This is a genomic window from Streptomyces sp. CBMA152, assembly GCF_014596475.1.
Classification (GTDB): domain Bacteria; phylum Actinomycetota; class Actinomycetes; order Streptomycetales; family Streptomycetaceae; genus Streptomyces.
The window spans coordinates 25,100-50,259 of sequence record NZ_MECJ01000023.1; the positions used below are offsets into that span (position 1 = coordinate 25,100).

A 25,160-nucleotide genomic window follows, 5' to 3' on the forward strand; every position below is an offset into this window, starting at 1 on the left:
CGGGCGGGGTCCGACTGGCCTTACAGTCGTCCCGTCCGTCTCCCAACCAGTCGTAGAGAGTGGCGAGCACACGGTGGACGTGCAGAAGAAGCTGGACGAGATCGTCGGTGCCGTCTCCGGCGCCCGCTCCATGCCGATGTCGGCCTCGTGCGTGGTCAACCGCGCCGAGCTGCTCGCGCTCCTCGAAGAGGTGCGCCAGGCCCTGCCCGGCTCGCTCGCGCAGGCCCAGGAGCTGATCGGCGGCCGCGAGCAGATGGTCGAGCAGGCCCGCCAGGAGGCCGAGCGGATCATCGAGTCCGCGCACGCCCAGCGCGGCACGCTGATCTCTGACACGGCCGTCGCCCGGCAGTCCCAGGACGAGGCCGACCGGATCCTCGCCGAGGCCAAGCGCGAGGCCGACGAGATCCGCGCCGAGGCCGACAACTACGTCGACTCCAAGCTGGCCAACTTCGAAGTGGTCCTCACCAAGACCATCGGCTCGGTCGACCGCGGCCGCGAGAAGCTGCTCGGCCGGGGTCCCGGCCTCGACGAGCAGGGACAGGCGGACGCGGACGCCCCCGAGTACAGCGCGGACCCGCAGACGCTCATCGCGCGGGCCGACGAGTACGTCGACGCCAAGCTCGGCGCGTTCGAGGCCGTGCTCGCCAAGACGCTGGAGGCGGTCGGGCGGGGCCGCGAGACGCTGCACGGCCGGATCGCCTCCGACGAGCTGGGCGCGCACATGGCCGCGCAGGACGCCGCGGGCGCCCTTGGCCGGCACACCAGTGACGCGGACTATCTGGCGGGGCTCGCCGAGCTGGCCGACCCCACGCCGCAGGCCGCCGCGCCCCAGGTCCAGGTGCCCGCGCAGGTGTACGACCCGTACGGCTACGGGCAGGCGCAGCCCCAGCAGGATCCGTACGCCGTCGCGGGTGACGGGTCGGCCGGGTACGCCACGCCGTACGCGGCGCAGACCCATCAGCAGTACGGGCAGTACGGCTACGACCAGCAGGTGCCGCAGCAGGATCCGTACGGGTATGAGCAGCAGGCGTACGGGCAGGTCCAGGGGCAGGCCCACATCCCGCAGCCCGCGCATCCGCAGCAGGGTGCGCTGGATGAGACCAGCCTCTTTGATACGAGCATGATCGACCTTGAGCAGTTGCGGCAGTACGAGCAGGGCCGGTAGGCGCGGATCTTCGGGTGCGGGCCGTCTGTGGCTGGTCGCGCAGTTCCCCGCGCCCCTAGGTAGGTACGGGTACCGCACCTGCATCCGCTCGGCGCGCCCCTGAAGCGCCGGGGTGGATTGGGCCAATCGGCGGCCGTCCAGTATCCTGGCTCTTCGGTCGCGCGTACGTCCGTGATCACCGCTGCCCGCGCAGCGCCGCACCCCACGGCGACGCCCGGCGGCCACCCTCCACGATCCGAAAGCGGGAAGAACCCTGAGCACGCACCTTGACCACCGCAACCCTCTCGTGTTCGACACACACGAGCTGGGTCGGCGTCCTGGTGCCCTGCAGCGGATCTCCCGCACGGTCGAGGCGCCCAAGGATCTCGGGATCCAGGACGTCGTGGGAGTGCCCGAGGGCGCGCCCGTGGAAATCGAGCTCCGCCTGGAGTCGGTCATGGAAGGGGTGCTTGTCACAGGCACCGCCCGTGCATCGGCCGAGGGTGAGTGCGTAAGGTGTCTGGAGCCGCTGGAGCTTGCGCTCGACGCGGACTTCCAGGAGTTGTTCTCGTACCCTGACGCCGACGACCGGGGCCGCAGCAAGCAGGCGGAGCCGGCCGACGACGCCGAGGACGAGGACATCATCCCGCTTGAGGACGGACTCTTCGACCTCGAGCCGGTGCTGCGTGATGCGGTGGTGCTCGCACTGCCGATGCAGCCGGTGTGCCGGGAGACGTGTCTCGGCCTGTGTTCCACCTGTGGATTCAGGCTTGAGGACGACCCCGACCACCACCATGACGCCGTCGACATCCGTTGGGCGGCACTGCAAGGACTCGCCGGGACCATCCAGGACGGCGAGAAGGACAACATGAGCGGCGCCGATTCGGGCGTCGACGAGAAGCAGGAGAAGTAGCCGTGGCTGTTCCGAAGCGGAAGATGTCGCGCAGCAACACGCGCCACCGCCGGTCGCAGTGGAAGGCTGCGGTCCCCACCCTGGTTTCGTGCGAGCGTTGCCAGGAGCCGAAGCAGCAGCACATCGCGTGCCCGAGCTGCGGCACCTACAACAAGCGCCAGGTCCTCGAGGTCTGAGCGGCTGGTGAGAGGCCCGATGTCTGATCTGTCGAATGCCGGCGCCAAGAAGGCGGGCACCAGCGACAACAACTCGGCCTCGTCCCACACGCTTCTGGAAGGGCGGCTCGGGTATCACCTTGAGTCCGCCCTTCTGGTGCGTGCACTGACCCACCGGTCGTACGCGTACGAGAACGGCGGTCTGCCGACCAACGAACGGCTCGAGTTCCTCGGGGACTCGGTGCTCGGTCTGGTCGTCACGGACACGCTGTACCGCACCCACCCGGACCTCCCGGAAGGCCAGTTGGCCAAACTCCGGGCCGCGGTGGTCAACTCTCGTGCGCTGGCGCAGGTGGGCCGCGGGCTCGACCTCGGCTCCTTCATCCGGCTCGGCCGGGGCGAAGAGGGCACGGGCGGCCGGGACAAGGCGTCCATCCTCGCCGACACCCTTGAAGCGGTGATCGGCGCGGTGTATCTGGACCAGGGCCTGGAGGCGGCTTCCGAGCTCGTCCACCGGCTCTTCGACCCCCTGATCGAGAAGTCCTCGAACCTCGGGGCCGGACTGGACTGGAAGACCAGTCTCCAGGAGCTGACCGCGGCCGAAGGCCTCGGTGTTCCGGAGTACCTGGTCTCCGAGACGGGTCCCGACCACGAGAAGACCTTTACTGCTGCCGCCCGCGTCGGTGGTGTCTCGTACGGCACCGGCACCGGCCGCAGCAAGAAGGAAGCGGAGCAGCAGGCCGCCGAATCGGCTTGGCTCGCGATTCGTGCGTCCGCCGACGAGCGGATCGCGAAGGCGAAGGCGGAGGCCGAGGCCCCCGCCACCGAGCAGGACGGCGGGACGCCGACCCCCGCCGCCGACCCGGCTGCCTGAACCGTTTTCTTCAGCCCCGCCCGCACGAGCTTCGTGCGGGCGGGTTTTTTTGCGCCCCCCGCTGTGGGCAGTCGTTCCGCTGGGGCGGAACGGGTGGGCACAGCGGACCACGGTCCGCAGACGAACAGGGGGCCAGGGCGTAGTCCCGGATGAGGAGCGGGATACCCTTCCAGCAACCCGCAAATCCGCCCCCTCCGGAGGACCCCGTGCCCGAGTTGCCCGAGGTCGAAGTCGTGCGCAGGGGACTTGAGCGCTGGGTCGCCGGGCGGACCGTCGCGGGCGTCGACGTGCTGCACCCCCGGGCCGTGCGCCGCCACCTCGCCGGCGGGGAGGACTTCGCGGCCCGCCTCAAGGGCCACCGCATCGGCGTCGCGCGCCGGCGCGGCAAGTATCTGTGGCTGCCGCTCGACGACACCGACCAGTCCGTGCTCGGGCACCTCGGCATGAGCGGGCAGCTGCTCGTACAGCCCGAGAGCGCGCCCGACGAGAAGCATCTGCGGATCCGCGTCCGGTTCCAGGACGCCGCCGGAACCGAGCTGCGCTTCGTCGACCAGCGCACCTTCGGCGGGCTGTCGCTGCACGACAACACCCCCGACGGCCTGCCCGACGTCATCGCGCACATCGCGCGCGACCCGCTCGACGAAGTCTTCGACGACGACGCCCTCTTCACCGCGCTGCGTCTGCGGCGCACGACGGTCAAGCGCGCGCTGCTCGACCAGTCCCTCATCAGCGGCGTCGGCAACATCTACGCCGACGAGGCGCTGTGGCGCGCCAAGTTGCACTACGAGCGCCCCACTTCGACCCTCACACGCCCCAAGTCCGCCGAACTCCTCGGCCACGTACGGGACGTGATGAACGCGGCGCTCGCCGTCGGCGGCACCAGCTTCGACAGCCTCTACGTGAATGTGAACGGGGAGTCGGGGTACTTCGACCGGTCACTCGACGCGTACGGGCGCGAGGGCGAACCGTGCCACCGGTGCGGTACCCCGATGCGCCGGCGCCCGTGGATGAACCGCTCCAGTTACTTCTGCCCGCGCTGTCAGCGGGCGCCGCGCGCCGTGTCGTAACTCTCGCGCGCCGCAAGGACCGTGGGCATCCGGTCCTCCATGAAGTGGATCAGGCCGACGAGCCGTTCGGCGACCTCTCGGCCGAGCGGGGTCAGGCTGTAGTCGACGCGCGGCGGATTGGTCGGCCGGGCGTCGCGGTGGACGAGCCCGTCGCGCTCCAAGGCGTGCAGTGTCTGGGAGAGCATCTTCTCGCTGACGCCGTCGACCCGGCGCCGCAGCTCGTTGAAGCGGAAGCCGCCCTCGTACAGCGCGCCCAGCGTGAGACTGCCCCAGCGCCCGGTGACGTGCTCCAGTGTGCCCCGGGACGGGCACGCCTTGGAGAACACGTCGAAGGGCAGGTCTGCGGGCGCGGTGACGGTCTCGGTGGCGGTCTCTTCCATGAACACCACCGTACTCCGACACAGCGCTAACCAGAAGTTAGCGCTGCATCAGGGGTGCGGGCGGCTCAGAAACCGAAGTCCTGCGTCCACCACGGGCCGCCCTCGCCGAAGTGCACTCCGACGCCCAGCGTCTTGTAGTCGCAGTTCAGGATGTTCGCGCGGTGGCCGGGGCTGTTCATCCACGCCTCCATGACCGCCTTGGCGTCCGCCTGGCCGCGCGCGATGTTCTCGCCGCCCAGGTTGCCGATGCCCGCCTTCGCGGCGCGGTCCCAGGGGCTTTTGCCGTCCGGGTCGGTGTGGTCGAAGAAGCCGCGCGCCGCCATGTCGTCGCTGAACGCGGTGGCCAGGGCGGCGAGCGAGCCGTCGGCCTTCAGCGGGGAACAGCCGGCCTGCGCGCGCTGCTGGTTGACGAGCGAGACGACCGTGGCGGCCGCTGCGGCCTCGGCGGTCGGCGCCTTGGCCTGCCGCTGCTCGGGCAGCACCGTGACCTTCGGCGCGTGCGTGAGAGGGGCCTCGGTCTTCGGCGCGACCGGAGCCGTCGACTTCTGCTCCGACGGGGTCGCGGAGGCCGACGGCGTCTTGCTGGGCGCTGAGGCCGAGGGGGAGGTGAGGGGCGCGTGGGTGCTCGGCGAGGTGGTGGCCGGCGTCGCCGAGGGGGCCGCGCTGGTCGGCTTCACCGCCTCGCCGCCCTGCTGGCGCAGATCGGACGTGCCGTCCGCCTGGACGTGCTTGTCGGCGCTGCTGCCACCGTTCAGTGCGAAGGTGGAGCCGCCCGGCAGCAGCCCCGAGGCTATGGCGACGGCGCCCACGGCGACGGCTGCGGACGCGCCGAGCAGGCCGGTGCGCACGGGCACCACGGGCCGCTTCTTGCGGCGCGCGGCACCCTGGGGCGTACTTCCCGTGCCCTGCGCGTGGTCTTCGGCGGCGGGCGCGGGGGCGGAGCGACGATGGCGTCCCATCTGCGGACCTTCCCTCATGGCTGCAGTGCTGTTCCGGTGCCTGAGCCCCCGGCGCCCGGTCGCCTTCGGGGGCGACTGGGTCTAGTCCGAACGGGTGAGGCTCATTGCGTCGGGACTGTACGCCATGACGCAGGAGGGCGAAGTGCTCCGTGTGCAATTGGCCGGTTAGCGTGCAGCCATGAACGAAGATGCACGGCTCGTCGCGTGGGTACGCGGCCGAGTACAGGGAGTGGGCTTCCGCTGGTTCACCAGGGCAAACGCTTTGGAGATCGGCGACCTCGTCGGATTCGCGCTCAATCTCGACGACGGCCGGGTGCAGGTGGTGGCCGAGGGTCCACGTGAGAATTGCCACCGTTTGCTTCAGTGGCTTCGCGGCGACGACACACCCGGCGAGGTCACGGGCGTCACCGAGATCTGGGACGCGCCGCGCGGCGGCTACGACACCTTCGCGATCCGCTAGGGCGCGCCCGCCGCGACCGGCGGGCCCCCGGCGCCGCTACTCGCGAGTCCGTTCCGTCCGCACGCCCCTGACCTCGTACGACTTCGTTGTTGCCATTCCGGTTCAGGCGTGCAAGGCTGCGGACGTAAGGATGATCTCCACGCCCCCAGGGCTCCGAGGAGAGGCCGCGCCCGAGTGCTTCCGGGCCGAACGGCCCCCGGAATGCCCGCCGATACGGGGCGTGATCGTGTTGACCGTCAAACTTTTTGGTGAGACGCTGGAAGCCCCGCGCACCTTAGCTGTTTGGCATGAAGAACCCCGTCAAGTCCAAGCACCGCGGGTGCGATTCCCTCACGACCCACACCGCTTCGGTCGGTCACTCAGTGTGGAGGACCATCCATCATGGCAAAGGCGCTTCTCGGTTACGTCGGCGGTTCCGACCCGCGACTCCTCGCCGAGATGCGACGGCTCCAGCAGCGTGTCCAGGACCTTGAGTCCGAGCTCGTACGGATCCAGTCCGAGAAGGACGCGCTGTCCGCTGCCGTTGCTTCGCACCACGGAGACTCGCTGCTCGAAGGCATCGACATCGACGTACCCCAGGCGGAGCCTGCGCTCACCTGATCCGGGCCGTACCCCGAAGGCCCGCAGGGTGAGGAACACTCTCCCAAGATAGATATGCAAGGGACGCTTTGGCGTCCCTTCTTTCTTGTCGCTCGCCGTTGCCAGGCGCTGCTCGTCGGTGACGCACGCTCGCGCGCGCAGACCACGGTTGATCTGTTCACGTCTGATCTGCCCCTGGTTCCCGGTGGTGAAACCGCCGCGACCGCGCCTTCCCGGTGCTTCGCTGTGGGCGGAGAGTAGAGTCCGACGGCGTGCACCTCAAGGCCCTGACCCTGCGCGGGTTCAAATCCTTCGCTTCCGCGACGACACTGAAGTTCGAACCGGGCATCACCTGTGTCGTGGGACCGAACGGCTCCGGCAAGTCCAATGTGGTGGACGCGTTGTCGTGGGTCATGGGCGAGCAGGGCGCCAAGTCGCTGCGCGGCGGCAAGATGGAGGACGTCATCTTCGCCGGGACGACCGGCCGCCCGCCGCTGGGCCGCGCCGAGGTCTCCCTCACCATCGACAACTCCGACGGCGCGCTGCCCATCGAGTACGCCGAAGTCACCATCACCCGGATCATGTTCCGGGGCGGCAGCAGCGAGTACCAGATCAACGGTGACACGTGCCGCCTGCTCGACATCCAGGAGCTGCTCTCCGACTCCGGCATCGGGCGCGAGATGCACGTCATCGTCGGGCAGGGCCAGCTCGACTCCGTGCTGCACGCCGACCCGATGGGCCGCCGCGCGTTCATCGAGGAGGCCGCGGGCGTCCTCAAGCACCGCAAGCGCAAGGAGAAGGCGCTGCGCAAGCTGGACGCGATGCAGGCCAACCTCGCGCGCGTGCAGGACCTCACGGAGGAGCTGCGCCGCCAGCTCAAGCCGCTCGGCCGGCAGGCGGCCGTCGCCCGCCGGGCCGCCGTCATCCAGGCCGATCTGCGCGACGCCCGGCTGCGGTTGCTCGCCGACGACCTGGTACGGATGCGGGAGGCGCTGCGCGGTGAGATCGAGGACGAGGCGGAGCTCAAGCGGCGCAAGGAGAGCGCCGAGGCCGAGCTGAAGGCCGCCCTCGCGCGCGAGGCGGAGCTGGAGGACGAGGTCCGCCGCCTCGCGCCCCGGCTGCAGAACGCCCAGCAGACCTGGTACGAGCTCTCCCGGCTGGCCGAGAGGGTGCGCGGCACCGTCTCGCTCGCCGACGCGCGCGTGAAGAGCGCCACCGCCCAGCCGCCCGAGGAGCGCAGGGGCCGCGACCCGGAGGACATGGAGCGCGAGGCCGCCCGGATCCGCGAGCAGGAGGCGGAGCTGGAGGCGGCCCGCGAGGCGGCCGACCGGGCCCTGGAGGACACCGCGTCCCACCGCGCCGACCTGGAGCGGGAACTCGCGCTGGAGGAACGGCGTTTGAAGGATGTGGCCCGGGCCATCGCCGACCGGCGCGAGGGGCTGGCCCGGCTGCACGGACAGGTCAACGCGGCGCGGAGCAGGGCGGGTTCGGCGCAGGCGGAGATCGACCGGCTGGCGGCGGCGCGCGACGAGGCGGGCGAGCGGGCGGCGCTGGCCCAGGAGGAGTACGAGACGCTGAAGGCCGAGGTGGACGGCCTGGACGCGGACGACCACGAGCTGGCCGAGGCGCACGACGGCGCCAAGCGCGAGCTCGCGGACGCCGAGGCGGCCCTGGGCGCCGCCCGCGAGGCGGTCACGGCCGCCGAGAGGAAACGTGCCGCCGTGGCCGCCCGCCACGACGCGCTCGCCCTCGGCCTGCGCCGCAAGGACGGCACGGGCGCGCTGCTCGCCGCGAAGGACTCGCTGACCGGGCTGCTCGGGCCCGCCGCCGCGCTGCTCACCGTCGCGCCCGGCCATGAGGTCGCGGTCGCGGCGGCCCTGGGCGCTGCCGCCGACGCGCTCGCGGTGTCGGGGCCCGCCACCGCCGCCGAAGCGATTCGCCTGCTGCGCAAGCAGGACGCCGGGCGGGCCGCGCTCCTGGTGGGCGGGCTGCCCGGGGCGGAGGAGCCCGTTCCCGTACGGCCGGGAGGTCCGCCGTTGGCGGCCGATCTCGTACGGGGGCCCGAGGAGTTGCTGCCCGCCGTGCGCAGACTGCTGCGCGGCGTCGTGGTCGTCGGCACGCTGGAGGACGCCGAGGACCTCGTCTACGCGCAGCCGGGGCTCACCGCCGTCACCGCCGAGGGCGATCTGCTCGGGGCGCACTTCGCACAGGGCGGGTCCGCCGGGGCGCCGAGCCTGCTCGAAGTACAGGCGTCCGTCGACGAGGCGGCCAGGGAACTCGCCGAACTGGCTGTGCAGTGCGAGGAGTTGGCAGGCGCCGAGCAGTCGGCGAAGGAGGTGCGCACGCACTGTGCGGCGCGCGTCGAGGAGCTGGGGGAGCGGCGCCGGGCCGCCGAGAAGGAGAAGGCATCCGTCGCCCAGCAGCTGGGGCGGCTCGCCGGACAGGCGCGCGGCGCGGCGGGCGAGGCCGAGCGCACCGCCGCAGCGGCCGCCCGCGCCCAGGAAGCGCTGGAGAAGGCGACCGAGGAGGCCGAGGAGCTCGCCGAGCGGCTGCTCGTCGCCGAGGAGATGCCCGTAGAGGAGGAGCCCGACACCTCCGTACGGGACCGGCTCGCCGCCGACGGGGCCAACGCGCGCCAGACCGAGATGGAGGCGCGCCTCCAGCTGCGTACGCACGAGGAGCGGGTCAAGGGGCTGGCCGGGCGGGCCGACGCGCTCGACCGGGGCGCACGCGCCGAGCGCGAGGCGCGCGCCCGGGCCGAGGAGCGGCGCGCCCGGCTGCGCCACGAGGCGGAGGTCGCCGGAGCCGTGGCGGCGGGCGCGCGCACCCTGCTCGGCCACGTCGAGGTCTCCGTCGTACGGGCCGAGCGGGAGCGGGCCGCCGCCGAGGCCGCGAAGGCCGCCCGCGAGCAGGATCTGGCGGGCGCCCGGGCCACGGGCCGCGACCTCAAGGGCGAGCTCGACAAGTTGACGGATTCGGTTCATCGCGGCGAGGTACTCGGCGCCGAGAAGCGGATGCGGATCGAGCAACTGGAGACCAAGGCGCTGGAGGAGCTGGGGGTCGAGCCGGCCGGGCTCGTCGCCGAGTACGGGCCCGACCAGCCGGTGCCTCCGTCGCCGCCCGCCGAAGGAGAGGAGCTGCCCGACGACCCGGACCACCCGCGCAACCGGCCCCGGCCCTTCGACCGGGCCGACCAGGAGAAGCGGCTCAAGTCAGCCGAACGGGCGTATCAGCAGCTGGGGAAGGTCAACCCGCTCGCCCTTGAGGAGTTCGCGGCGCTGGAGGAGCGGCATCAGTTCCTCTCCGAGCAGCTGGCGGACCTGAAGAAGACGCGCGCCGACCTTCTTCAGGTGGTGAAGGAGGTGGACGAACGCGTGGAGCAGGTCTTCACCGAGGCGTACCGGGACACGGCCCGGGAGTTCGAGGGCGTCTTCGCGCGCCTGTTCCCGGGCGGCGAGGGGCGGCTGATCCTGACCGACCCGGACAACATGCTGGCCACCGGCGTGGACGTCGAGGCGCGCCCGCCCGGCAAGAAGGTCAAGCGCCTGTCGCTGCTCTCGGGCGGCGAGCGCTCCCTGACGGCCGTGGCGCTGCTCGTCTCCATCTTCAAGGCGCGGCCGAGCCCGTTCTATGTGATGGACGAGGTCGAGGCGGCCCTCGACGACACCAACCTCCAGCGGCTGATCCGGATCATGCAGGAGCTCCAGGAGTCCTCGCAGCTGATCGTGATCACGCACCAGAAGCGGACGATGGAGGTCGCGGACGCGCTGTACGGCGTGTCGATGCAGGGCGACGGCGTCTCCAAGGTCATCAGTCAGCGCCTTCGCTGAGGCCCTCAAGATCACCTATCAAGATCTTTTCAAGACTTGAAGCATCATGCCCAAAAACTTCGTTCGAAGTCACACCTCACCCACTATTGACTTCGAAACTTGAAGGCATAGTCTCTGCAACGTTGCTTTTACCTTCAAGTGGTGGGTGACCCGAAGTTGTGCGCCACTTGAAGTGCCCCCAACGCCCGGCGACGCTGCCGGGCGGCCCCAGGAGTACACGTGACCAGCACTACGCGCCCACCGGCCTCGGGAGCCCGCACGGCACACCCCGAGCACCTCGGCCATGTCATCTTCATCGCGGCCGCCGCCGCCATGGGCGGTTTCCTGTTCGGCTACGACAGTGCCGTGATCAACGGCGCCGTCGAGGCCATCCGGGGCCGTTACGACATCGGGTCCGCGGCCCTCGCCCAGGTCATCGCGATCGCCCTGATCGGCTGCGCCGTCGGCGCCGCGACGGCGGGCCGCATCGCCGACCGCATCGGCCGCATCCGCTGTATGCAGATCGCGTCCGTGCTGTTCACGATCAGCGCCGTCGGCTCGGCGCTGCCGTTCGCCCTGTGGGACCTGGCGTTCTGGCGCATCATCGGCGGCTTCGCCATCGGCATGGCGTCGGTGATCGGCCCCGCCTACATCGCCGAGGTCGCTCCCGCCGCGTACCGCGGGCGCCTGGGCTCCTTCCAGCAGGCCGCCATCGTCATCGGCATCGCGATCTCGCAGCTGGTCAACTGGGGCATCCTCAACGCCGCGGGCGGCGACCAGCGCGGCAAGCTGATGGGCATCGAGGCCTGGCAGGTCATGCTCGGCGTGATGGTCATCCCGGCCGTCCTCTACGGTCTGCTCTCCTTCGCGATCCCCGAGTCGCCGCGCTTCCTCATCTCCGCGGGCCGCGACGCGCGCGCCCGTGAGGTGCTCAAGGAGGTCGAGGGCGACGACATCGACCTGGACGCCCGGGTCGCCGAGATCGAGCACGCCATGAAGAGCGAGCACAAGTCGACCTTCAAGGACCTGCTCGGCGGCGGCTTCTTCTTCAAGCCGATCGTCTGGGTCGGCATCGGCCTCTCGGTCTTCCAGCAGTTCGTCGGCATCAACGTCGCGTTCTACTACTCCTCGACGCTGTGGCAGTCGGTCGGCGTCGACCCCTCGCAGTCGTTCTTCTACTCGTTCACCACGTCGATCATCAACATCATCGGCACCGTGATCGCGATGATCTTCGTCGACCGGATCGGCCGCCGCCCGCTGGCGCTCATCGGCTCCGTCGGTATGGCGATTGGTCTCGCCCTGGAGGCCTGGGCGTTCTCGTACGACCTCGTCGACGGCAAGCTGCCGGGCACCCAGGGCTGGGTCGCCCTGATCGCCGCCCATGTCTTCGTGCTCTTCTTCGCCCTGTCCTGGGGTGTCGTGGTGTGGGTCTTCCTCGGCGAGATGTTCCCGAACAGGATCCGTGCCGCCGCCCTCGGCGTCGCCGCCTCCGCGCAGTGGATCGCCAACTGGGCCATCACCGCGAGCTTCCCGTCGCTGGCCGACTGGAACCTGTCCGCGACCTACGTGATCTACACGATCTTCGCCGCCCTCTCGATCCCCTTCGTACTGAAGTACGTGAAGGAGACCAAGGGCAAGGCGTTGGAGGAGATGGGCTAATCCCCGCTGCCCCTCTCTCCTCGAACCACGTACTGCCCCGGCTCAGCCCTTGAGCCGGGGCAGTACGTCGTCGGTGAACAGACGCAGACTGCGCCAGCCCTCCTCCGGCGGCATCCCGCCGCACAGCGGATGCAGGACCAGGCTGTCGGCGCCCAGGGACGCGCACTCGTCCGGGGTCAGCACCCGGTAGACGCCCTCGGCGCGCAGCTCCTCGACCGTGCCGGCCGCCGAACGCACCGCCGAGCGGATGTCCTTGGACTGCCAGGACGCGTACGTCCGTGCCTCGTGCAGGAAGTGCTCGCCGTACTTCGCCCAGGTGCGGTCGGGGTCCTCGCTGAGGTGCAGCAGCGGCGTGTGTTCGCCGGGCATCATCGTCCAGCCCTCGGTGCCGTGCGCCGCCAACTGCTCGCGGTAGTACGCCTCCAGCTCCGGCAGATGCGCGCTCGGGAAGAACGGCAGACCGAGCCGGGCCGCCCGCCGCGCCGCCGCCCTGGACGAGCCGCCGACGAGCAGCATGGGGTGCGGCTGGGTGAACGGACGCGGGGTGACCCGTACCGTGCGGCCCTCGTGCTCGAACGGCTCGCCCGTCCACGCCTTCAACAGGGTGTCCAGGAGCCGGTCCTGGAGCGCGCCGCGCCTGCTCCACTCGACGCCCGCCCGCTCGTACTCCTCGGGCCGGTAGCCGATCCCCGCCACCGTCACCAGGCGCCCGCCGCTCAGCAGATCGAGTACGGCGATGTCCTCGGCGAGGCGCAGCGGGTCGTACAGAGGCCCGATGATCGCGGAGACCGTGACCGCGATCCGGTGCGTGGCGCCCAGGACCGCGCCCGCGAAGGTGAACGGCGAGGGCAGCCAGCCGTTGCCGGTGCCGTGGTGCTCCTCGGTCTGGACGGTGTCGACGCCGTGCTCGTCCGCGTACGCGGCCATCTCCACGGCGGCCCGGTAGCGGGCCGAGCGGGACTCGGGCGGCTCGTGCGGGGCCACCAGGTTCATCCGGACGACCGTGAACGGCATGGCAAGTCCCCCTCCACCGGGCTGGGTTCGGTGCAGGGGGACGGTAGCTGACGACGCGTCAGACAGCCAGAGGCGCGCGCTCCTCGGCCGCTTCCGCCGCCTCGGCCTTCGCCGGGGCGTACACGGCGGGCTTCGGCAGGACCATGTACAGCAGGGCGGAGACCACGATGGTGGCCACCCAGCCCAGGCCGTACTCGCCGATCGGGTTGTTCGAGGAGAGCGGGCCGGTGAACCAGTCCGAGGTGGTGAACATCAGACCCGCCAGCAGACCGAGCGCCCAGGAGGCGACGGCGGCGGGGGAGAAGCCGCCCTTGTACCAGTAGGCGCTGGTGGGCGTGGTGTCGAGCAGCGCCTTCGCGTCGTACTCGGTGCGCCGCAGCATGTCCGCGCCGAAGACGCCGACCCAGGCCGAGAACGCGACGGCGAGCAGCGAGAGGAAGGCGATGAAGGAGCCCATGAAGCTCTTGGCGACCAGCATCAGGATGCCGCCGAAGACCAGCGAGATCACCGCGTTGACCGAGACCGCCCAGTGGCGCGGGATCTTGAAGCCGAGGGTCTGCGCGGTGAAACCGGCCGAGTACATCGACATCGAGTTGATCAGCACCATGCCGACCAGGGCGATCAGCAGATACGGCACCGCGATCCACATCGGCAGGATCTCGCCGAGGAAGGAGACCGGGTCCGCGGCCGAGGCCAGGTCCGGCGTGGAGACGGCCATGACCGCGCCCATCAGGACCATCGGCAGCACGACGATCCCGGCGCCGCCGACCGAGCTCGCGACCATGGCCTTGGAGGAGGCCGTACGCGGCAGATAGCGGGTGAAGTCCGGGGCGGACGGGATCCAGCTGACACCACCGGCGGCGATCAGACCGGTACCGGCGACCATCAGCGACATCTTGCCCGCCGGGCGGTCGAAGACCGCGCTCCAGTCGGTGTTCACGGCGAGATACGCGAGCACGAGCACGGAGAACGCACCGAACAGGTAGGTCGCGTACTTGTTGCACTTCTGTACGACGTTGATGCCGAGCCCGGAGATCGCGAAGGTCGTCACCACGAAGAGCAGCAGCGTCACGATGATCAGGAACGTGTTGCTCTTGATGCCGAACACGATGTCCAGGACGGTCAGCATCGCGTAGGCGCCGGTGACCGCGTTGATCGTCTCCCAGCCCCAGCGGGCGACCCAGATCAGGGCGCCGGGCAGCAGGTTGCCGCGCTGTCCGAAGACCGCGCGCGACAGCGCCATACCGGGCGCGCCACCGCGCTTGCCGGCGATGGATATGAGCCCGACGAGGCCGTAGCTGACGAGCGGCGCCGCGATCGCGACGACGATCGCCTGCCAGAAGTTCAGCTTGTACGTCACGACGAGGCTGGCGCCCATCGTGAGCAGCAGCACGCTGATGTTCGCGGCGACCCAGGTCGGGAAGAGGTCCCGGGTTCTGGCGGTGCGCTCGCTGTCGGGGACGGGCTCAAGGCCACGGGTTTCCAGTGCGCCTTCGGACTGGGAAGTGGTGCTCATGAGGTGCGGTTGCCTCTCGCTCGGCTCTGGCGGGAGCCGGTGGGGGTCATCTCGGGGGACTCTACGCGCGTTGACGTCACCTCTTCCATCGTAACTTAATACGACGATTGCCCCATAATTCCCTTTGATCTTCGGCGGAAGACACGAGCGGGGCCCGTCGGCGGCCCATGACTGATACTGGGGAGGTTATGGAATTCGTCATCCTTGCCGTAGTCATCGCCCTGGTCGCGGTCGGCGCGATCAGCGGGCTCGTGGTCAGCAGCCGCAAGAAGAAGCAGCTGCCGCCCTCGGCCCCGTCGTCCACGCCGACCATCACTGCCCCGCCCGCCGAGCCTCACGTCGGCGAAGAAGCCGCGGAGACCGCCGAGGAGCAACGCCGCACCATCGAGGAGGTCGCCCTCCCCGAGGCCCCGGCGAGCCCCGTGGTGGTCGAGGAGGCGCTTCCCGAGGCGCCCGCCGCGCCCGAGATCGAGGTGCCCGAGCCGACGGCCGGCCGCCTCGTGCGGCTGCGCGCCCGGCTCGCCCGCTCGCAGAACTCGCTGGGCAAGGGGCTGCTCACGCTCCTGTCCCGGGACAACCTCGACGAGGACACCTGGGAGGAGATCGAGGACACCCTCCTCACCGCCGACGTCGGCGTCGCCCCCACCCAGGAACTGGTCGAGCGGCTGCGCGAGCGCGTCCGCGTGCTCGGCACCCGCACCCCGGCCGAGCTGCGCGCCCTGCTGCGCGAGGAGCTCATCGCGCTCCTCGGCCCGGACTTCGACCGCGCGGTCAAGACCGAGGGCGGCCTGGAGAGCCCCGGCGTCGTGATGGTCGTCGGCGTCAACGGCACCGGCAAGACCACCACCACCGGCAAGCTCGCGCGCGTGCTCGTCGCCGACGGCAAGTCGGTCGTCCTGGGTGCGGCGGACACCTTCCGCGCGGCCGCCGCCGACCAGCTACAGACCTGGGGCGAGCGCGTCGGTGCCCGCACCGTGCGCGGCCCCGAGGGCGGCGACCCGGCGTCGATCGCCTTCGACGCGGTCAAGGAGGGCATCGCCGAGAGCGCGGACGTCGTCCTCATCGACACCGCGGGCCGGCTGCACACCAAGACCGGGCTCATGGACGAGCTCGGCAAGGTCAAGCGCGTCGTGGAGAAGCACGGCCCGCTGGACGAGATCCTGCTGGTCCTCGACGCCACCACCGGCCAGAACGGCCTGGTCCAGGCCCGGGTGTTCGCCGAGGTCGTCGACATCACCGGCATCGTCCTCACCAAGCTCGACGGCACCGCCAAGGGCGGCATCGTCATCGCCGTCCAGCGCGAGCTGGGCGTCCCGGTCAAGCTGATCGGGCTCGGCGAAGGCGCGGACGATCTGGCGCCGTTCGAGCCGGGCGCCTTCGTGGACGCGCTCATCGGCGACTAGCGCTCCGCGGGGAGGCGGGTTTTTCGACTGCGGACCGTGCTGGGCTGGTCGCGCAGTTCCCCGCGCCCCTTACAGGGCTTGGGTGTTGCGCAGGTAACGCCCGTACGCGTGGCAAGTGCCCCGCTCCATCGTGCAGATGGAGGCGGGGCACCGTCATGTCACGACGGCGCGCGATGGCAGATGTACGCCAACGTGCCGAGCAGTAGCCGGGCCTCCGGGGGGCGGATGGCGGTGTCCAGGGACGGCGGGCGCAGCCAGCGCACGTCGGCCGACGGGGGCGCCGGGACATACGTGCCCGGCCCCGGGCAGACCAGGTCCAGGTCGGCGTCGTCCCAGCCCATCCGGTAGAGCAGGCGCGGGAGTTGGGCCGCCGCTCCCGGGGCGACGAAGAAGTGCGTACGGCCCGCCGGGGTGGTGGAGACCGGGCCCAGCGGCAGCCCCATCCGCTCCAGGCGCACCAGCGCGCGCCGACCCGCCGGGGCGGCCACGTCCAGGATGTCGAAGGTGCGCCCCACCGGCAGCAGCACCGTGGCCCCCGGGCACTCGGCCCACGCCTTGCAGACCTCGTCCAGGGTCGCGCCCGCCGGGACCTCCGGGGCGAAGCCCAGCGGATGGGCGCCCGGCTCCGGGCACGCCGGGGCGCCGCAGGAGCACTCGCCGGACAGCTCCCGGGCCCCGGGGGCGACGTCCCAGCCCCACAGTCCCGTGTACTCGGCCACCGCGGTGACCTCGGTCGCGCGGCCGCGCCGCCGCGGGCCGGGCCGGATTTCGCGGATCCCCCGGCTGCCGCCGATCGTGAAGCCCATGCCCCCTCCAACGGATCTGACTCTGCGGTGGTTACGAACCGGAGTTTCCTCGTTACGCATTGCATACCCGGCGGCTTGCGGCGGAGGGAAGGGTGGTGTGAACCGGTCCGCGCGCCCCGGCGTGCACCGTTCCACCAACTCCGTTTCGGCCTGTGTCAAGTGAATCGCGCGCAGCGCCAGGGCAGTTCATTCGAAGGGGTGGCGAATGGTGGCGTTTCTGCAATCGCCCTCGCGGGAGCAGTGATCGTAGGATTACTTTCAGTACATGGACCCTGTAGACCCACGCGCTCGTGGGTATGCCAACGGCAAGGCGCATTCCCGTCCGAGGGGCCAGGTCCGGCGGACAGGAAGGCCCGACTAGCGGCATTCTGATAGCGGTTCGCGCGGAAAAAGCACAAGGCTTCAGCAGAATGGGGGCGTTCCAGTGGTCGGCAGTGGGGCTAGCGGTACGAGCGCCGGGAAGCGCCCCAACGAGCAGCTGAGTTCGTGGTTCGTACGGAGCGGCTGGTCGAAGGGCGAGCTTGCTCGGCAGGTCAACCGGCGGGCGCGTCAGCTCGGCGCGCACCACATCAGCACGGACACCTCCCGGGTGCGCCGCTGGCTCGACGGCGAGATGCCGCGCGAGCCGATCCCGCGCATCCTCTCCGAGCTGTTCTCCGAGCGGTTCGGCAGCGTCGTGGCGGTCGAGGACCTCGGCCTGCGCACCGCCCACCAGTCCCCGTCCGTCTCCGGCGTCGACCTGCCCTGGGCCGCCCCCCAGACCGTCAGCCTGCTCAGCGAGTACTCGCGCAGCGACCTCATGCTGGCCCGGCGCGGCTTCCTCGGCACCTCGCTCGTCCTGTCCGCAGGCCCCGCCCTGATCGAGCCCATGCAGCGCTGGCTGGTGCCCTCGCCCGGCAACGAGCGCATCCTCGCCGAGACCCCCGCCAACGCCCGGCGCCCCTCCCGGCTCTCCAAACCGGAGCTCGACCTCCTGGAGACCACCACCGAGATGTTCCGCCAGTGGGACGCGCAGTGCGGCGGGGGACTGCGCCGCAAGGCCGTCGTCGGCCAGCTCCACGAGGTCACCGACCTCCTCCAGGAGCCCCAGCCCGACGCCACCGCCAAACGCCTGTTCCGGGTCGCCGCCGAACTCGCGGAACTGGCCGGGTGGATGAGCTACGACGTGGGCCTGCAGCCCACCGCCCAGAAGTACTTCGTGCTCGCCCTGCACGCCGCCAAGGAATGCGGCGACAAGCCGCTCGGCTCGTACATCCTCTCCTCGATGAGCCGCCAGATGATCCATCTGGGCCGCCCCGACGACGCCCTGGAACTCATCCACCTCGCCCAGTACGGCAGCCGGGACTGCGCCACCCCCCGCACCCAGGCGATGCTGTATGCGATGGAGGCGCGCGCGTACGCGAACATGGGCCAGCCCAGCAAGTGCAAGCGGGCCGTCCGGATGTCCGAGGACACCTACGGCGACGCCGGGCTCGACGGCGAGCCGGAGCCCGACTGGATCCAGTTCTTCTCCGAGGCCGAGCTCAACGGGGAGAACGCGCACTCCTTCCGCGACCTCGCCTATGTGGCCGGGCGCAGCCCCACGTACGCCTCGCTCGCCGAGCCCGTGATGGAGAAGGCCGTCATGCTCTTCGGCAAGGACGACGTCCACCAGCGTTCGTACGCGCTCAACCTCATCGGCATGGCCACCGTCCACCTCCTCAAACGCGAGCCCGAGCAGTCCACGGTGCTGGCCGGAGAGGCACTGAAGATCGCCAAGACGGTCCGCTCGGAGCGGGTCAACACCCGGCTGCGCAAGACCGTCGACACCGCCCTGCGCGAGTTCGGCGACGTCGCCGAAGTCGTCGACTTCACCGATCTGCTCGGCAAGGAACTGCCCGAGACCGCCGAGGCGGTCTGACGCCCCCGGCCGCCCCGCGGCCGGCATACAAGGACGCCGGCCGCGGCGCCCGCCCCGTACAGCCCGACTCGGCTCCCTCACGCCAGGTCAACCGGGAGACGTCGCGGCCGGTCACCCGTTCGGGGGGCCGCGGAGGGTAGCCGTCCCTCCGGACACCGATCCGACGGTTCATGTGTGCGTAACACGCCCGACCTCTTCGTCACGGACGCGAAACATCGTGCGGCATCCCTCGAAACGGCGCTGCGCCAACCTCATGGCGCATAACCGGCCCACCGTTTTGACCCACTCGTTCGCCCCCGCACGGGCCGCCGTACCGACGACGAGGAGACGCCGATGCCCCCAGGCATCACGCTCGCAGCAGCCACGCCGCAGCTGTCCAGCGCCAACACCGGGTTCATGCTGATCTGCTCAGCGCTGGTGATGATCATGACCCCCGGCCTGGCCTTCTTCTATGGAGGCATGGTCCGCGTCAAGAGCACGCTCAACATGCTGATGATGAGCTTCATCAGCCTCGGCATCGTCACGATCCTGTGGGTGCTCTACGGCTTCAGCCTCACCTTCGGTGAGTCCAACGGCTTCATCGGCTGGAGCAAGGCCTACTTCGGGCTCAGCGGCATCGGCCTCGTCCAGCTCTGGCCCGGATACACCATCCCGATCTACGTCTTCGCGGTCTTCCAGCTGATGTTCGCGGTGATCACCCCGGCGCTGATAAGCGGCGCGCTGGCCGACCGCGTCAAGTTCAGCGCCTGGGCCCTGTTCATCACCCTGTGGGTCACGGTCGTCTACTTCCCGGTCGCGCACTGGGTGTGGGCCTCCGACGGCTGGCTCTTCAAGAAGGGCGTCATCGACTTCGCGGGCGGCACCGCCGTCCACATCAACGCCGGCGCCGCGGCCCTCGGCGTGATCCTCGTCATCGGCAAGCGCGTCGGCTTCAAGAAGGACCCGATGCGCCCGCACAGCCTCCCGCTGGTCATGCTCGGCGCGGGCCTGCTGTGGTTCGGCTGGTTCGGCTTCAACGCCGGGTCCTGGCTCGGCAACGACGACGGCGTCGGCGCGGTGATGTTCGTCAACACCCAGGTCGCCACCGCCGCCGCCATGCTCGCCTGGCTGCTCTACGAGAAGCTGCGCCACGGCACCTTCACCACGCTCGGCGCCGCCTCCGGCGCGGTCGCGGGCCTCGTCGCCATCACCCCGTCCGGCGGCTGCGTGAGCCCGCTCGGCGCGATCGCGGTCGGCGCCATCGCCGGTGTGCTGTGCGCCATGGCAGTGGGCCTGAAGTACCGCTTCGGCTACGACGACTCCCTCGACGTCGTCGGCGTCCACATGGTCGGCGGCATCGCCGGCTCGCTGCTCATCGGCCTCTTCGCCACCGGCGGCGTACAGTCCGACGCCAAGGGCCTGTTCTACGGCGGCGGCCTCGACCAGCTCGGCAAGCAGGCCATCGGCGTCGGCGCGGTCCTCGGCTACTCGCTGGTCGTCTCCGCGGTCCTCGCCTTCGCCCTCGACAAGACGATCGGCATGCGGGTCAGCGAGGACGACGAGGTCTCCGGCATCGACCAGGTCGAGCACGCCGAGACGGCGTACGACTTCAGCGGCGCCGGCGGCGGTACCGTCGCCCGCACGGCCGCCCCGGCCCCGAGCGGAACGGCGGCGCAGAACAAGAAGGTGGACGCATGAAGCTCATCACCGCGGTCGTCAAGCCGCACCGCCTCGACGAGATCAAGGAAGCCCTCCAGGCCTTCGGAGTCCAGGGCCTCACGGTCACCGAGGCCAGCGGATACGGCCGCCAGCGCGGCCACACCGAGGTCTACCGCGGCGCCGAGTACACCGTCGACCTCGTCCCCAAGATCCGGATAGAGGTGCTGGTCGAGGACGACGACGCCGAGCAGCTGATCGACGTCGTGGTCAAGGCGGCCAGAACCGGGAAGATCGGGGACGGCAAGGTGTGGAGCGTGCCGGTCGAGACGGCCGTACGCGTCCGCACCGGCGAACGCGGCCCCGACGCCCTCTGAGCCCGCCTCAGAAGTTGGCCTTAGTCGGTACGGACAGGAGCTGCCGGGTGACGAGCGTGGAAGTCAGCACAGAGACAGAAGACTCCGGACCCGGCGGCTACGCGGCGGCCCGGCTGCGCCTCCTGCACCAGGAGGCGCAGTCCGGGCCGCCGCGCCGTGCGGCCCTCGCCAAGCTCACCGACGAGTGGCTGGCCACGCTCTTCGTGGGCGCGGCCGAGGCGGCCGGTGTGCCGGGCGGCGCCGCTCTGGTCGCCGTCGGCGGCTACGGGCGCGGCGAACTCTCCCCGCGCAGCGACCTCGACCTGGTGCTGCTGCACGACGGGAGCGCGGGCGCGGGCGCCGTCTCCACGCTCGCCGACCGCCTCTGGTACCCCGTGTGGGACCTCGGCCTCGCCCTCGACCACTCGGTCCGCACCCCCGCCGAGGCCCGCAAGACGGCGGGCGCCGACCTCAAGGTCCACCTCGGCCTCCTGGACGCCCGCCATCTGGCGGGCGACGCGGGCCTCACCGCCGGGCTGCGCAGCGCCGTACTCGCCGACTGGCGCAACCAGGCCACCAAAAGGCTCCCCGAACTCGACGAGATGTGCCGCGAACGGGCCGAGCGCCAGGGCGAGTTGCAGTTCCTGCTCGAACCCGACCTGAAGGAAGCGCGCGGCGGACTGCGGGACGCGACCGCCCTGCGCGCCGTCGCCGCGTCCTGGCTCGCCGACGCGCCCCGCGAAGGACTCGACGAGGCCCGCCGGTGCCTCCTGGACGTCCGCGACGCGCTGCACCTGGCGACCGGCCGCGCCACCGACCGCCTCGCCCTCCAGGAACAGGACGCCGTCGCCGCCGGACTCGGTCTGCTGGACGCGGACGTCCTGCTGCGGCAGGTGTACGAGGCCGCGCGGACCATCTCGTACGCCGGTGACGTCACCTGGCGCGAGGTCGGCCGGGTCCTGCGGGCCCGCTCGGCGCGGCCCCGGCTGCGCGGGCTGATCGGCGGCGGCAGGACGGCCGCGCCCGTGCGCACCCCGCTCGCCGAGGGCGTCGTCGAGCAGGACGGCGAGGTCGTCCTCGCGCTCGCCGCCAAACCCGAACGCGACCCGGTGCTGCCGCTGCGGGCCGCCGCGGCCGCCGCCCGGGCCGGTCTGCCGATCTCGCTGCACGCGGTACGCCGCCTCGCCTCGGCGGTGCGGCCGCTGCCCGTGCCGTGGCCCGCCGAGGCCCGCGACGAGCTGGTCACGCTGCTGGGCGCGGGCGAGTCCACCCTGCCGGTGTGGGAGGCGCTGGAGGCCGAAGGCCTCATCACCCGGCTGCTGCCGGACTGGGAGCGGGTGCGCTGCCGCCCGCAGCGCAACGCGGTGCACACCTTCACCGTCGACCGCCACCTGGTGGAAACGGCGGTACGGGCCTCCTCGCTGACCCGCCGGGTGGGCCGCCCCGACCTGCTCCTGGTCGCGGCCCTGCTCCATGACATCGGCAAGGGCTGGCCCGGCGACCACAGCGTGGCGGGCGAGGTCATCGCGCGCGATGTGGCCGCCAGGATCGGCTTCGACAAGGACGACGTGGCCGTCGTCGCCACTCTCGTACGCCATCACCTCCTGCTCGTGGAGACGGCGACGCGGCGCGACCTGGACGATCCCGCGACGGTACGGGCGGTCGCCGAGGCGGTCGGCGGCGCCGCCACGCTGGAGCTGCTGCACGCGCTCACCGAGGCGGACGCGCTGGCCACCGGCCCCGCCGCGTGGTCGTCGTGGCGCGGCTCGCTGGTGGCGGATCTGGTGAAGCGGGTGGGCGCGGTGCTCGCGGGGGAGGCGGTGGAGCGGGAGGCGCCGGCGACCACGGCCGAGCAGGAACGGCTGGCGGTCGAGGCGTACCGCACGCGCGGTCCGGTTCTGGCTCTGCGTGCCCAGCCGGACGTTCCCGTCTCCGGGGAGGAGGGGGCGCGCGAGCCGCTGGGTGTCGAGCTGGTGATCGCGGTTCCGGACCAGCCGGGAGTGCTTCCCGCTGCGGCGGGCGTGCTGGCGATGCACCGTCTGACCGTGCGGGCGGCGGAGTTGCGCGCGATCGAACTCCCGGATCCGGTGGGGGGCGAGATCCTGCTGCTGGAGTGGCGGGTGGCGGCGGAATACGGCTCGCTGCCGCAGGCCGCCCGGCTGCGGGCGGATCTGGTGCGGGCGCTCGACGGCTCCCTGGACATCCGCTCCCGCCTCGCCGAACGCGAGGCGGCCCGCCGCCGTGGCCCCGCGGCCCCGCCGCCCCGCGTCACCGTCGACCCGGCGGCGTCCCGCCTGGCCACGGTGATCGAGGTCCGCGCCCAGGACGCGCCGGGTCTGCTGCATCGCATCGGGCGGGCGCTGGAGACGGCGGGGGTGCGGGTGCGGAGTGCGCGGGTGTCGACGTTGGGGGCGAATGCGGTGGACGCGTTTTACGTGACGGATGTGTCCGGTGCGCCGCTGGTGGCGGAGGTGGCGGGGGAGGTGGCGCGCCTGGTGGAACGGTCATTGGCCCCCACCCCACCCCTTCCCTGAACCCTCCGGGGGTGGGTGGGGGTGAGGGCGGTCTCCCATGGGCTGCGCCCCCGGACCCCGTTCGCGGGGCCTGCGGCCCCTGCACCCCGCTACGTCTGCGGATCGTGCTTGGTCGCTCGCGCAGTTCCCCGCGCCCCTTAGATGGGCCCTTCAGGCCCTCCTAGGGGCGCGGGGAACTGCGCGACAAGCCCCCACCGGCCCGCAGTCGGCGTACCCGGCCGCCCGCCCAGGGCTTTAGGTGAAGGGGCGGGGTGGGGAAAAGCCTGCCCGGGATACCCTGGGGGGCGTCACCCGACCGCCCTACGAGCCGAGGATCCGCGACCACCGTGTTCGATACCCTCTCCGACCGCCTCAGCGCGACATTCAAGAACCTCCGGGGCAAGGGCCGCCTGTCCGAGGCGGACATCGACGCCACGGCGCGCGAGATCCGTATCGCGCTGCTCGAAGCCGACGTCGCGCTCCCCGTAGTCCGCGCGTTCATCAAGAACGTCAAGGAGCGCGCCCTCGGGGCCGAGGTCTCCAAGGCGCTGAACCCGGGCCAGCAGGTCCTCAAGATCGTCAACGAGGAGCTCGTCACCATCCTCGGTGGCGAGACCCGCCGCCTGCGGTTCGCCAAGACCGCCCCGACGGTCATCATGCTGGCCGGTCTCCAGGGTGCCGGTAAGACCACCCTCGCGGGCAAGCTCGGCCAGTGGCTGAAGGGCCAGGGGCACTCGCCGCTGCTCGTCGCCTGTGACCTCCAGCGCCCCAACGCCGTCAACCAGCTCAGCGTCGTCGCCGAGCGCGCCGGTGTCGCCGTGTACGCGCCGGAGCCCGGCAACGGCGTCGGCGACCCGGTCAAGGTCGCCCAGGACTCCATCGAGTTCGCCCGGTCGAAGCAGTACGACGTGGTCGTGGTCGACACCGCCGGCCGTCTCGGCATCGACCAGGAGATGATGCAGCAGGCCGCGGACATCCGCGATGCCGTCAAGCCCGACGAGATCCTCTTCGTCGTCGACGCGATGATCGGCCAGGACGCGGTCAACACCGCCGAGGCCTTCCGCGACGGCGTCGGCTTCGACGGCGTGGTCCTCTCCAAGCTCGACGGCGACGCCCGGGGCGGTGCGGCGCTCTCCATCGCCCACGTCACCGGCAAGCAGATCATGTTCGCCTCCAACGGCGAGAAGCTCGACGAGTTCGACGCGTTCCACCCGGACCGCATGGCGTCCCGCATCCTCGACATGGGTGACCTGCTCACCCTGATCGAGCAGGCGGAGAAGACGTTCAGCCAAGAAGAGGCCGAGAAGATGGCCTCCAAGCTGGCGTCGAAGAAGGGCCAGGACTTCACGCTCGACGACTTCCTGGCGCAGATGGAGCAGGTCCGCAAGATGGGCTCCATCTCCAAGCTGCTCGGCATGCTGCCCGGCATGGGGCAGATCAAGGACCAGATCAACAACATCGACGAGCGCGACGTGGACCGCACCGCCGCGATCATCAAGTCGATGACCCCGGGCGAGCGCCAGGACCCGAACCTCATCAACGGCTCGCGCCGCGCCCGTATCGCCAAGGGCTCCGGCGTCGAGGTCAGCGCGGTCAAGAACCTGGTCGAGCGGTTCTTCGACGCCCGCAAGATGATGTCGCGCATGGCCCAGGGCGGCGGAATGCCCGGCATGCCGGGGATGCCCGGCATGGGTGGCGGCCCCGGCCGGCAGAAGAAGCAGGTCAAGCAGGCCAAGGGCAAGCGCAAGAGCGGCAACCCGATGAAGCGCAAGGCCGAGGAAGAGGCCGCCGCCGCACGCCGCGAGCAGGGCGCCCTCGGCCTCCCGTCCGCCGCCCAGGCCCCCGAGGACTTCGAACTGCCCGACGCCTTCAAGAAGTTCATGGGCTGACGGACGTACGGAACGGACCCGCCTCCTACGTACGTAGTACGTAAGCGCGTCTTACGAGAAGGGCCCGCGAGCCGACCGGCCGCGGGCCCTTCCGTATGTCCGCCCCCGTCCTCCGTCCAGGCCCCATCG

Annotated in this window: 20 protein-coding genes; 15 read left to right on the top strand and 5 right to left on the bottom strand. The window is 71.0% G+C overall.

From position 1 onward, the window contains the following. Positions 1-73 precede the first annotated feature (73 nt). The 5 genes from BG418_RS19945 (at position 74) to mutM (ending at position 4,153) form a co-directional block, all read left to right on the top strand. A complete protein-coding gene (locus BG418_RS19945) occupies positions 74-1,165 on the top strand; it encodes an ATP synthase F0 subunit B (protein WP_188275285.1) in 1,092 nt (363 codons plus the stop codon). A gap of 253 nt (positions 1,166-1,418) precedes the next feature. After that, a complete protein-coding gene (locus BG418_RS19950) occupies positions 1,419-2,057 on the top strand; it encodes a DUF177 domain-containing protein (protein ID WP_188275349.1) in 639 nt (212 codons plus the stop codon). Between the two features lie 2 nt (positions 2,058-2,059). Next, complete coding sequence (rpmF, locus tag BG418_RS19955; RefSeq protein ID WP_026165248.1) at positions 2,060-2,233, top strand: 50S ribosomal protein L32; 174 nt, start codon at positions 2,060-2,062, stop codon at positions 2,231-2,233. A gap of 19 nt (positions 2,234-2,252) precedes the next feature. Beyond that, positions 2,253-3,086 carry a ribonuclease III gene (rnc, locus tag BG418_RS19960; RefSeq protein WP_188275286.1) on the top strand — a complete coding sequence of 278 codons (834 nt, stop codon included), beginning with the start codon at positions 2,253-2,255 and terminating at the stop codon, positions 3,084-3,086. 206 nt (positions 3,087-3,292) lie between these two features. Next, the gene (gene mutM / locus BG418_RS19965) at positions 3,293-4,153 is read left to right on the top strand and encodes a bifunctional DNA-formamidopyrimidine glycosylase/DNA-(apurinic or apyrimidinic site) lyase (RefSeq protein WP_188275287.1); all 861 of its coding nucleotides are present in this window, start codon (positions 3,293-3,295) and stop codon (positions 4,151-4,153) included. Here mutM and BG418_RS19970 read toward each other — a convergent pair. Continuing rightward, a complete protein-coding gene (locus BG418_RS19970) occupies positions 4,126-4,533 on the bottom strand; it encodes a helix-turn-helix domain-containing protein (RefSeq protein ID WP_188275288.1) in 408 nt (135 codons plus the stop codon). The genes mutM and BG418_RS19970 overlap by 28 nt on opposite strands. 65 nt (positions 4,534-4,598) lie before the next feature. Beyond that, the gene (locus tag BG418_RS19975) at positions 4,599-5,492 is read right to left on the bottom strand and encodes a CAP domain-containing protein (RefSeq protein ID WP_188275289.1); all 894 of its coding nucleotides are present in this window, start codon (positions 5,490-5,492) and stop codon (positions 4,599-4,601) included. Between the two features lie 178 nt (positions 5,493-5,670). Here BG418_RS19975 and BG418_RS19980 point away from each other — a divergent pair, with 178 nt between their 5' ends. The 4 genes from BG418_RS19980 to BG418_RS19995 all read left to right on the top strand — a co-directional run bounded on the left by BG418_RS19980 (position 5,671) and on the right by BG418_RS19995 (position 11,999). Then, positions 5,671-5,952, top strand: coding sequence for an acylphosphatase (locus BG418_RS19980; RefSeq protein ID WP_188275290.1), 282 nt, complete (start codon positions 5,671-5,673; stop codon positions 5,950-5,952). A 381-nt stretch (positions 5,953-6,333) separates the two neighbouring features. Then, positions 6,334-6,552 carry a hypothetical protein gene (locus tag BG418_RS19985; RefSeq protein ID WP_188275291.1) on the top strand — a complete coding sequence of 73 codons (219 nt, stop codon included), beginning with the start codon at positions 6,334-6,336 and terminating at the stop codon, positions 6,550-6,552. A gap of 251 nt (positions 6,553-6,803) precedes the next feature. Further along, positions 6,804-10,361 carry a chromosome segregation protein SMC gene (gene smc, locus BG418_RS19990; protein WP_188275292.1) on the top strand — a complete coding sequence of 1,186 codons (3,558 nt, stop codon included), beginning with the start codon at positions 6,804-6,806 and terminating at the stop codon, positions 10,359-10,361. A 219-nt stretch (positions 10,362-10,580) separates the two neighbouring features. Further along, the gene (locus tag BG418_RS19995) at positions 10,581-11,999 is read left to right on the top strand and encodes a sugar porter family MFS transporter (protein ID WP_188275293.1); all 1,419 of its coding nucleotides are present in this window, start codon (positions 10,581-10,583) and stop codon (positions 11,997-11,999) included. 42 nt (positions 12,000-12,041) lie between these two features. Here BG418_RS19995 and BG418_RS20000 read toward each other — a convergent pair whose 3' ends face one another. Continuing rightward, positions 12,042-13,013 carry an LLM class flavin-dependent oxidoreductase gene (locus tag BG418_RS20000; RefSeq protein WP_188275294.1) on the bottom strand — a complete coding sequence of 324 codons (972 nt, stop codon included), beginning with the start codon at positions 13,011-13,013 and terminating at the stop codon, positions 12,042-12,044. A 58-nt stretch (positions 13,014-13,071) separates the two neighbouring features. Further along, entirely contained in the window at positions 13,072-14,529 is a 1,458-nt protein-coding gene (locus BG418_RS20005; protein WP_188275295.1) for a cytosine permease, read from the bottom strand. 188 nt (positions 14,530-14,717) lie between these two features. Between BG418_RS20005 and ftsY the strand changes: the two genes are divergently transcribed. Further along, positions 14,718-15,932 (top strand): signal recognition particle-docking protein FtsY, encoded by a 1,215-nt coding sequence (gene ftsY / locus BG418_RS20010; protein WP_188275296.1) that lies wholly within the window; start codon positions 14,718-14,720, stop codon positions 15,930-15,932. Between the two features lie 158 nt (positions 15,933-16,090). Here the strand turns inward: ftsY and BG418_RS20015 are convergent, their stop codons facing one another. Further along, positions 16,091-16,738: a bifunctional DNA primase/polymerase gene (locus tag BG418_RS20015; RefSeq protein WP_188275297.1), complete on the bottom strand. Its 648-nt coding sequence runs from the start codon at positions 16,736-16,738 to the stop codon at positions 16,091-16,093. A gap of 424 nt (positions 16,739-17,162) precedes the next feature. On the opposite strand from BG418_RS20015, the gene BG418_RS20020 reads away from it, so the two are divergent. From BG418_RS20020 to ffh, 5 genes are all read left to right on the top strand, one after another. Then, on the top strand, positions 17,163-18,638 hold the full coding sequence (locus tag BG418_RS20020) for a hypothetical protein (protein WP_188275298.1): 1,476 nt from the start codon (positions 17,163-17,165) through the stop codon (positions 18,636-18,638). 333 nt (positions 18,639-18,971) lie between these two features. Further along, positions 18,972-20,315 (top strand): ammonium transporter, encoded by a 1,344-nt coding sequence (locus tag BG418_RS20025; protein ID WP_188275299.1) that lies wholly within the window; start codon positions 18,972-18,974, stop codon positions 20,313-20,315. Then, positions 20,312-20,650 (top strand): P-II family nitrogen regulator, encoded by a 339-nt coding sequence (locus tag BG418_RS20030; protein WP_101390346.1) that lies wholly within the window; start codon positions 20,312-20,314, stop codon positions 20,648-20,650. Before BG418_RS20025 ends, BG418_RS20030 begins: the two co-directional genes overlap by 4 nt. A gap of 47 nt (positions 20,651-20,697) precedes the next feature. Then, positions 20,698-23,163: a [protein-PII] uridylyltransferase gene (locus BG418_RS20035; protein ID WP_188275300.1), complete on the top strand. Its 2,466-nt coding sequence runs from the start codon at positions 20,698-20,700 to the stop codon at positions 23,161-23,163. A gap of 326 nt (positions 23,164-23,489) precedes the next feature. Continuing rightward, positions 23,490-25,031: a signal recognition particle protein gene (gene ffh, locus BG418_RS20040; protein ID WP_188275301.1), complete on the top strand. Its 1,542-nt coding sequence runs from the start codon at positions 23,490-23,492 to the stop codon at positions 25,029-25,031. Positions 25,032-25,160: the final 129 nt, after the last annotated feature.

Excerpts from the sequence above, each read along its gene's own strand:
- BG418_RS20030 (WP_101390346.1), top strand. The coding sequence starts at position 20,312 with ATGAAGCTCATCACCGCGGTCGTCAAGCCGCACCGCCTCGACGAGATC.
- BG418_RS19980 (WP_188275290.1), top strand. The coding sequence starts at position 5,671 with ATGAACGAAGATGCACGGCTCGTCGCGTGGGTACGCGGCCGAGTACAG.
- ftsY (WP_188275296.1), top strand. The coding sequence starts at position 14,718 with ATGGAATTCGTCATCCTTGCCGTAGTCATCGCCCTGGTCGCGGTCGGC.
- rnc (WP_188275286.1), top strand. The coding sequence starts at position 2,253 with ATGTCTGATCTGTCGAATGCCGGCGCCAAGAAGGCGGGCACCAGCGAC.
- BG418_RS20025 (WP_188275299.1), top strand. The coding sequence starts at position 18,972 with ATGCCCCCAGGCATCACGCTCGCAGCAGCCACGCCGCAGCTGTCCAGC.
- BG418_RS20000 (WP_188275294.1), bottom strand. The coding sequence starts at position 13,013 with ATGCCGTTCACGGTCGTCCGGATGAACCTGGTGGCCCCGCACGAGCCG.
- BG418_RS19985 (WP_188275291.1), top strand. The coding sequence starts at position 6,334 with ATGGCAAAGGCGCTTCTCGGTTACGTCGGCGGTTCCGACCCGCGACTC.
- BG418_RS20005 (WP_188275295.1), bottom strand. The coding sequence starts at position 14,529 with ATGAGCACCACTTCCCAGTCCGAAGGCGCACTGGAAACCCGTGGCCTT.
- BG418_RS19970 (WP_188275288.1), bottom strand. The coding sequence starts at position 4,533 with ATGGAAGAGACCGCCACCGAGACCGTCACCGCGCCCGCAGACCTGCCC.
- BG418_RS19975 (WP_188275289.1), bottom strand. The coding sequence starts at position 5,492 with ATGGGACGCCATCGTCGCTCCGCCCCCGCGCCCGCCGCCGAAGACCAC.
- BG418_RS20015 (WP_188275297.1), bottom strand. The coding sequence starts at position 16,738 with ATGGGCTTCACGATCGGCGGCAGCCGGGGGATCCGCGAAATCCGGCCC.